At 29.0% G+C, this 9,066-nt stretch carries 9 protein-coding genes; all 9 read right to left on the bottom strand.

The window, feature by feature from the left end; all coding sequences use genetic code 11:
* Positions 1-185: 185 nt before the first annotated feature.
* The 9 genes from ACRC03_RS15540 to ACRC03_RS15500 all read right to left on the bottom strand — a co-directional run bounded on the left by ACRC03_RS15540 (position 186) and on the right by ACRC03_RS15500 (position 9,060).
* Positions 186-1,481, bottom strand: coding sequence for a UDP-glucose dehydrogenase family protein (locus ACRC03_RS15540; RefSeq protein ID WP_438653506.1), 1,296 nt, complete (start codon positions 1,479-1,481; stop codon positions 186-188).
* A 25-nt stretch (positions 1,482-1,506) separates the two neighbouring features.
* Entirely contained in the window at positions 1,507-2,259 is a 753-nt protein-coding gene (locus ACRC03_RS15535; protein ID WP_438653505.1) for a glycosyltransferase family 2 protein, read from the bottom strand.
* 63 nt (positions 2,260-2,322) lie between these two features.
* Positions 2,323-3,210 (bottom strand): glycosyltransferase family 2 protein, encoded by an 888-nt coding sequence (locus ACRC03_RS15530; protein ID WP_438653504.1) that lies wholly within the window; start codon positions 3,208-3,210, stop codon positions 2,323-2,325.
* Between the two features lie 20 nt (positions 3,211-3,230).
* Complete coding sequence (locus ACRC03_RS15525) at positions 3,231-3,980, bottom strand: glycosyltransferase family 2 protein (RefSeq protein WP_438653503.1); 750 nt, start codon at positions 3,978-3,980, stop codon at positions 3,231-3,233.
* A gap of 26 nt (positions 3,981-4,006) precedes the next feature.
* Entirely contained in the window at positions 4,007-5,209 is a 1,203-nt protein-coding gene (locus tag ACRC03_RS15520; RefSeq protein ID WP_438653502.1) for a CDP-glycerol glycerophosphotransferase family protein, read from the bottom strand.
* A 3-nt stretch (positions 5,210-5,212) separates the two neighbouring features.
* Positions 5,213-6,061 carry a glycosyltransferase family 2 protein gene (locus ACRC03_RS15515; protein ID WP_438653501.1) on the bottom strand — a complete coding sequence of 283 codons (849 nt, stop codon included), beginning with the start codon at positions 6,059-6,061 and terminating at the stop codon, positions 5,213-5,215.
* A gap of 9 nt (positions 6,062-6,070) precedes the next feature.
* Positions 6,071-7,234 carry a polysaccharide polymerase gene (locus ACRC03_RS15510; protein WP_438653500.1) on the bottom strand — a complete coding sequence of 388 codons (1,164 nt, stop codon included), beginning with the start codon at positions 7,232-7,234 and terminating at the stop codon, positions 6,071-6,073.
* A 1-nt stretch (position 7,235) separates the two neighbouring features.
* Positions 7,236-7,970 carry a glycosyltransferase gene (locus tag ACRC03_RS15505; protein WP_438653499.1) on the bottom strand — a complete coding sequence of 245 codons (735 nt, stop codon included), beginning with the start codon at positions 7,968-7,970 and terminating at the stop codon, positions 7,236-7,238.
* Positions 7,971-7,986: 16 nt separating this feature from the next.
* Complete coding sequence (locus tag ACRC03_RS15500) at positions 7,987-9,060, bottom strand: mannose-1-phosphate guanylyltransferase (RefSeq protein ID WP_438653498.1); 1,074 nt, start codon at positions 9,058-9,060, stop codon at positions 7,987-7,989.
* Positions 9,061-9,066: the final 6 nt, after the last annotated feature.

The raw sequence follows: 9,066 nt of genomic DNA, 5'->3' as shown, positions 1-9,066 counted from the left end.
TCCATATTCCCCCTTCGGCTTCCTTCAGACTCACCGTTACCAGTGACGCCCTTGCTTACGGGTTATCTTCCTGTTGGTTAGGCGATAAGGTTTCTTTCAACCTATCGGCTCAGTAGACATGCTGAACGTACAAAAAACTAGATTAGCTTTACTCTAATCTAGTTTTACATTACTAATTATGTAATTTATCTACCTATAGAATAATACTCTATACCTAGATTTTTCATATCTTCTAACTTGTAACAGTTTCTTCCATCCAAAATTAAAGGATTTTTCATTTTAGTTTTATAATTTAACAAATCATATTCTAAAATATCCTTCCACTCAGTCATTATAAAGCATATTTCACTTTCACTAATCGCTTCATCTATGTTAGTAGTATAAGAAATGCTATCTTTAAAAATCTTTTTGGTATTTTCTATCCCTACAGGATCGAAAGCCGTTACCACTGCTCCTCTTTCTAATAGATACTGTATATTTGGAATAGATGGCGCTTCTCTCAAATCGTCAGTTTCAGGCTTAAAAGTCAATCCTAATACCGCTACCTTCACACCTTCAAAACTTTCTACTATTTGTGAAGCCTTTCTTACTAATTTAAGTTTTTGAGATTCATTTACTTCTATAGCTGCTTTTACCGTTTTTAGTTCATAGCCATTGTGGCTTGATAGCCAATGTAGTGCTTTTGTATCCTTAGGGAAACATGATCCTCCATAACCTATACCCGCCTTTAAGAATTTATGACCTATTCTGTCATCATAACTCATACCTTGGGCTACATCTTCTACATTAGCTCCTACTATTTCACATAAGTTTGCTATATCATTCATAAAAGATATTTTAAGAGCTAGAAAATCATTAGAAGCATATTTTACCATTTCAGCACTTCTTCTATTTGTAGCTACAATAGGCTGTTCAAAAGGAGTGTATACTACTTCTAATACTTCTTTAGCCCATTCACTTTCTACTCCGATTACAATTCTAGAAGCCTCTAGAGTATCTTTTACTGCTGTTCCTTGAGATAAAAATTCTGGATTTGAAGCAATCTCAACTTTGACATTATTTTTTAGATTTTTTTTAATATATTCTTCTATATCATCGTTTGTACCTATTGGTACAGTAGATTTTATTACTATTAAAGTATCTTTTGTTATAGTTTCTGCTACCTGTTTTGCAACTTTTTTTATATAATCTAAGTTTGCTGACCCGTCACTTCTCTCAGGAGTACCTACTGCTATCATTATAACTTCTGCATCTTCATAAGCACTTCTATAGTCCGTAGTATAATCTAATCTACCTAAATTGTAATTTTTTATCATCAACGCTTCTAAATTTTCCTCATATATAGGAGCTACCCCTTCTTTCATAAGTTGAACTTTTTTTTCATCTATATCAACACATACAACATTTGTGTGCCCTACTTCAGCTAGGCATACCCCTGTTACTAATCCTACATATCCAGTTCCGGCTATGGCAATTTTCACTATTTTTCCCTCCAAATGTATTAACTTATAATCTTTTCTTTATCGCATTATAAGCATAAAAACAAAATACATAACAACTTTTAAAAATGCCCAAATTTTCTACATTTCTATAAGTATTCCAAGTTCTTTTCATTGCTTTTACCTTATTACTTGATAAAGAATCTCCCACCAATCTATAATTAACTAAATCTTCTTCTATACCATAGGCATACTTTTCATTTCTAAGTATTTTTAACCATGTAGCAGTATCTTGTCCTCTTCTAACTAAAGGCATTTCAAAATCTCCTACAACATTTCTATCTATAACTACTGTAGAACAACCTATTATAGTATTTTTAAGTAGTCCTTCATAATCTATTTTTTGTGGAGCTCTTGCAACTTTATTTGTTAGTTCTCCATTTTCTTTCATATATCTATAAGATGTAAAAGTAAATCCTAATTTATCTTTTAGCATATATCCTACTTGTTTTTCTAGTTTTTCTGGATTCCATAGATCATCACTATCTACAAAAGCAATAAACCTTCCTTTTGAATTTTTTATTCCTGTATTTCTAGATACAGAAGCACCAGAATTTTTTTCAAGCTTTATATATTTAATTCTATCATCAGTATTTTGAAATTCTTTTATTATATTTGCAGAATTGTCTTTTGAGCAGTCATCTACAAGTATCATTTCCCAGTTTTTATAAGTCTGGTTTTTTATTGATTTTATTGTTTCCGATAAAAAACTTTCTGCATTATATACAGGAGTTATTATGGATACTAAAGGTTCATTCATGTTTATATTCTCCCTTATATAGCAATCATTAAATTCTACTATACGTTAAGTTTGTTTAGCCATTTATTTTTGTCTAGCATATTTAAAATATCCCAAAGGAAATAATAATATATACATAACTTTATTAGAGATTCTATTTATGTCTTTAAAGTAGCTACTGTTTGACATTAGTGAATATCTAGACAAATTTATGTAATTTTTTACCCACATGTATGGATATTTACTTACAGGATATGTATTTTGATTTATTAAATATAAAAATTCTATACATCTTCCTTTTAAAGAACTTTCATTAAATTTATTTTTCGTTAATCCATCATCTAAATACTCTACTATTCTAAGTGGCTTATTTATACATTTTATCTTATATTTTTTAGATATTTCATGCCATACTACACTCTCTGGTAAAAACTTTATACCTTCTATCTCTGGGAAAGAATATTGTTTTATTACATCTGTAGTAAATATAATACTTTTATCACCTTTTACACCATATTTAAAGTACAAGTCTGTAAAATGGCAAATATCTTTATCTTCAGGCATCTGCGTTCCTACAATTTCATTTTCAGTGTCTACACAAAGTCCAACAACTCCACTAAGTTCTTTTTTATTGTCTACACTTCTCCATGTATCATTTACAACTTTTAAAGATTCATTAAGTAGCCTATCATCACTATCTACAATAAAAAACAACTCTCCATTAGCATTTTTTATTCCAGTATTTATAGCTGTATGTTTACCACCATTTTGTTTATATATATAATTTATATTAAGTTTATCTTCTAATATAAATTTATCTACTAACTGTTTTGTGTTATCACTACTTCCATCATCTACAATTAACCATTCAAAATCTTTAAAAGTTTGTTTTTTTAAATCGTTATATAAGTTTTCCAATATATATGCTCTGTTGTATGTTGGAGTAAATATAGTAAATTTAAATTTGTACATTTATTAAATCGTCCTCTCAACTAGCTTTTTTTAATTCCATTTATGCTGTAATTTATAAAATAATAAATTGCTTTTGGCATTGGTATTTTTTCTATATCTCTATAGATTTTCCATGTCCACATAGCAGACTTTAATTTGTTACCACTTAGTGAGGCGCTCGACTTTCTATATAAAGCCTGAACCTCATCTAAGCCATGAGCAGTATATCCTCTTTTTAATATAGACAACCATAATACATAGTCCTCATGTCTTACACCAGTCATCTTAATTTCTGAGCCTAATCTTGATTTGTCTATTATTACAGTAAGACATCCTAGTATATTTCCTTTTAATAAGGTGTCGTAGTCTACACTCTTTGGAACATGTATTATCTTATTTAATTTATCGCTATTTTCATCTATTAGCTCATAAGCTGTAAATGTAATAATGTATTCATTTTTCTTCATAAAACTTATTTGTTTTTGAAGCTTTTCTTCATGCCATATATCATCACTATCTAAAAATGCAATATATCGGCCCTTTGCATTTCCTAATGCTGTATTTCTAGCATGAGATACCCCTTTGTTAGAATCTATTTTGATATATTTTATTCTAGAATCTTCTTTAGCATATGAGTTTACTATTTCAGGACCGCTATCTGTTGAACAATCATCTACAATCAGCATTTCCCATTCTTGATATGTTTGGCTCAAAACTGATTTTATAGTACTCTCGATAAATTTTTCAGAATTGTACATTGGGGTAATTATCGATACTAAGTTATTCTTCATATTATCTTCCTCATTAATTTATAGTATTATTTGTTGATTTTGCTTAATATACATTCATATATTCTATCACAATTTTTATTGTCATTGTATCTGAAAAACTTACTTCTCTCACTTTTTTGATCCTCTAAAATTTCAAAATCATTTTCAATAATTTCAATAAGCTTATTTACCGCTTCCTCTTTATTATAAGCTATAGAACCAAACAGTTCATTGTCTAAGTCTATATAAGAATCTATTTCTTCTTTATACTTTTCAACATCAAATTGATAGAAAAGTATTGGTCTATTCATATATAAAAAATCTATAGCTACACTTGAATAGTCAGTAATATTAGCTGCTGAACTTTTTATTTCATCTGCTAAAACTACACCTTTATCTAAAAATATAATTCTACTTCCTGTTATATTTTCTCTTATATCATCTATAAATTCGTGCATAAGATGGTGTAAGTAAAACTTTATATTTATATCTTTTTCATCTAGTATTTTGTTTAAATTTTTATCATTTAAGAAATCCATTATATTCTTAAAGTATTCACTATCTGTAAACTTACCTTCATTAAACTTTATCCAATCTCTCCAAGTAGGAGTGTATAAGATATCCCTAGTTTTGGCTCTTGAGCAACCTGTTGCCGAACCATTTTTAACTGTAGGTAGATTGTCGTATCTAGCATTTCCTACTACATAGACATTATCTTCACTCATACCCCAGTCATTTACCATTACATCTTTTTCAAAATCAGAACTAGCAGTAGCTATATTATAACTTTTTAAAAGGTCATCTATAATATTTTTAAATCTACCGTCCATAGCTTTTCTCTTTTTAAAACTTATAGTACCGTGGTTTAAATAAACTTTTACAGTTTTCTTGTGGAATCTATTTAACACCGGTACTACAAAATTTAAAGGTGCTATATCAGCAGATGGTGCATGAGAGAATATTATAGCTTTAGCATTATAGTAGTATAAATAATTTTCTACACTTCCTCTTACAAGCTTCTTCCCTGGTATTTTACCATATACCTTGCTGTCTTTATTTACTACCCAATATACTTCTATGTCTTTATGATTTTCTAGCATATACTCATAAAAGAACTTTGAGTTGTCATTATAAATATCTCCTGCATGTCCTCCTATTAGCCATATATCTCTATTTTTAAATTTATTTTTATTAAATGGATACATGAAAAATGCAACTATCATATTAATTAAGAATTTGATTTTATCCATAATTTATTCCTCACTGTTTTTGTACTGTTTAAATCCGTTTAATCTACCCTTTATAGTCGCACTATGATAATCTCTATTAGAGCTTAAAATAAATCCTCCTAAATTTCTTACTAATTTAGAAGACATTACTTTAATAAACTTATAGTCTTTTCTATATACTATCTGTTTTTTGCATAATGCACCAAATCCTCTTCCATAGTTATAGTCTCTTTGGTACTTTTCTTTAGATTTAGAGTGCTTTTTTGCTGGATGATAAATTATATCATCGCCAAAGTATCTACCTTTATAACCCTTACTTAATAAGTTTAGTATATAGTCTATCTCTTCTCCCGAACCAAAAGTTCCACCTACACCTAATTTTTCATCAAACTTAGTGTAATTATTATCTTTAAAGTTTATAAAGAAAGTTATAGAAGTTATAGTGTCTAGTACATTTAAGCTGCTAATTTCGCAAGTTCCATTGTACATTGCTTTAAAAGCATCTACTTTGTTTTGGTCCATAGTCTTACAGCTATAGATTTTATAGTCTATATTCTCTTCAAAAAATCTTATTACTTTTTCTAAGGTATCATGCTCATAAACACAGTCATCATCTGGAAACCCTATAATCTGTCCCTTTGCCATATCTATTCCTATGTTTCTGTTGTAGCTAAGCCCTATTTTATCATTCTTAATGTACTTAACATCTACTTTATCTACATATTTGTCAACTATAGTTTTAACCTTATCATTGTCATTTTGATCTACTACTATTAACTCAAAATTTTTGTAGGTTTGATTTACTAGACTTTCTATTAGTAAGTCTATATCCTCATATCTATTTAACGTTGGCATTATTAATGATACTAGCATTTATTTCTCCTACTTCCTCTTTGTTATATATTTGAATCCTTCTACTACTGTAAAATTTTTAGGATTATTGTTCATAATGTATTTTAGTAAAAGTACAATAGTAAAGTTATATCCCACTTCAAACAGTATATTTTCTGCTAAAGCATATACTAAAAACATTACCACTATAGCTATATATTTTTTATTATTTTCTTTAATAAATAAGTCTAACCCTTTGTATAATAAGTACATAAAAAATATAACTGATACTATACCTAGAATAGCTAATATGTAAATATACGAGCTATCTAAAGGATGCATACTCTTCATCTCACTACTAATTTTATTTCCAAACAAAGTAAACATACTTCCCGGCTCTATTAAATAAGCTTTCCAGTGAAGTGGTCTAGATGCCAAAGCTTTATTTAAAAAAGTAAGATTTGAAAATACAGTTCCTATTAATACAGACATTATTAAAAATATTATAGGCATCAACTTTATACCCTTACCCAAAATAGGATATTTTTTTAAGTCTATAAATCTTAGTATATCTACAAATACTAAAGCACCTAAAATAGTTATAAACCCAGTTCTACTCATAGTTTTATTGTAGATATAAAAAGTTGTAGCTATTAAGATTATTCTATCTATCCAGTTGTATTTATCAAATCTTAAATAAATATATCCTGCAAAAATTGGCAATAAGAATAAAAATACAGAGTTAGGATTACCAAATCCAAAGGTTTCTCTCTGAATATACATACCTCTTTCAAATCTATAGTGAACTTCTGGCACTTGTGCTATATCAGTAAGCAAATTGCCCATTAGTATACACCCTATTATAAAGGCTACATTTAGTAGCATATAGCTTTTTACTACATAGCTATCATTAATATCTCTTACACTTATTGCTAAAAGTATCATTACTAATATTGAACCTTCTCTAGTAAATAAGTATAACACTATTGAAATTCCTAGTATTATTAATTCGGTAAAATTATGTCTTTTACGAATTAAAAACTGTAAAAATAACAATCCTATAGAACCGTAGAATAGAAGAGATGTTATTTTATCTATCGGTAAGTCTGGTCTAAGTATTGATATCATATATTTTCTAGTTAATATAACTATTAAAGTTACAACAAACAATAGCTTACTTATTATAGTGCTTTCATTTTTATTTATAGCGTTCATTTTACTTTCTCCCTTTTAAGCTAAGAAGTGTATTACTAGCAAAAATTTTAGAACATTTTACTACTTTATTTACGCCATTTAAATGCTTACTTTCTAGGAAGTAATCTCTCTTCTTAGCCCAGCTTTTGCCCCACCAATGTATTCCATAGGTATTGGGCTTTATACATTCATAATAAAACTCTTCTTTGTAGCTAAATGGATAAAAATACTCTTTATCGTATACATGTATTCCATCTTCATAGTTATTTTTATCTATTTGCTTATACTTTTGTTGTATAATATGAGTTATTACCTTAGGTATTGTGAAGAAATCAGCACTTAAAATATCACTTTCATAAAATGCTAGTATTTCCTCAAACAGTTTATGACCAGGCTTAGCTCCTATAATTCCACAACTTATATACTTTTCATCTTCATATCCAAAGAAAACTTTGTGTTCTTTTAAAAGTGGTGTTATATCCTGTATTATCTGCATATCCGTATCCATATACACTCCACCTTGCTCATATAAAGCCTTTAGCCTTATATAATCAGATATGTACGCCCAAAGTTTTCTCTTATAACATTCTTCTAAAAACCTCTTGCCTTTTATTTCTTTTTCTATATCAAAATTACTTTCATTCCATTCTACTATCTCATAGTCTGGTAATTTTTCTTTCCATGAATTAATGCATATATTTTCTAGGTTTCCTTTTGGACCACCTATCCATACAAAATGTATTTTTTTAGGTATCAACTTAGCACCTCCTATGTTAGATATATTCATTTCTATCTTTTTCTTTTAATGTATCTACTATTTTTTTAACATCTTGTGCTCTATCTTTTCTACAAACCATAACTGCATCATTAGTAGATACAACTATTAAATCATTTATTCCAACAGTAGCTATTAATTTATCATCTGAGTAAATGATTGAATTACTAGTATCAATAGTTATAAAATCTCCTCTTTTTATGTTACCTTCTTCATCAGTAGGGTATATAGCACCTAAAGAATCCCATGACCCAACATCGTTCCATCCAAAATCTCCAGGAACAACTACCACATCATTACTTCTTTCCATTACACCATAGTCTATAGATATAGAAGGTATAGTCGGATATATTCTTTGTATAGCTTTTGCTTCTTCTTCTGTACCTAAGAATTTAGATAATTGTTCTAGTTTTTCATAAACCTTTGGTAAGTATCTCTTAAAGTCTTCAAGTATTTTTGATACCTTCCATACAAACATCCCACTATTCCATACATATTTTTTAGATTCTACATAAGCTTTTGCAACTTCAAAACTTGGCTTTTCTACAAACTCTAATACTTCATAAGCCTCATTTCCTACCACAGACTCTTGGTCAAAATTTATATAACCATAACCAGTAGACGGGAAAGTTGGTGTTATACCTATAGTAACTAGCTTCTCATTTTCCATAGCTACTTTAACTGCCTTATCTAATACTTTTTCAAAGCCAGGTTGGTCTTTTATGTAGTGATCAGCAGGGTAAACACACATTACTCCATCACCATGTTTTTTCATTATGTTGAAAGCTGCAAAACCTATAGCCGCAGCAGTATTTCTAGCACATGGCTCTGGTAATATATTTTCAAATAAACATTTGTCCTTTACTATATCTTTTAGTGCATCAATTTGCTTTTCATTGGTTACTATAAATAGGTCTTGTTTTTTTGCTAGATTTTCTATTCTATTTATAGTTTCATTGATTAGTGCATCTTCTCCACTTAAGTTTATTAACTGCTTAGGAACTTCTTGCCTACTTAAAGGCCAGAAGCGAGTTCCCCCGCCACCAGCCATTATTACATTATATACCTTCATAAGATT

It is taken from the genome of Romboutsia sp., assembly GCF_051659545.1.
GTDB lineage: Bacteria > Bacillota > Clostridia > Peptostreptococcales > Peptostreptococcaceae > JBOFOR01.
Note: the sequence above shows the minus strand (reverse complement) of the source record. Positions and strands in the feature narration are given on the sequence as shown.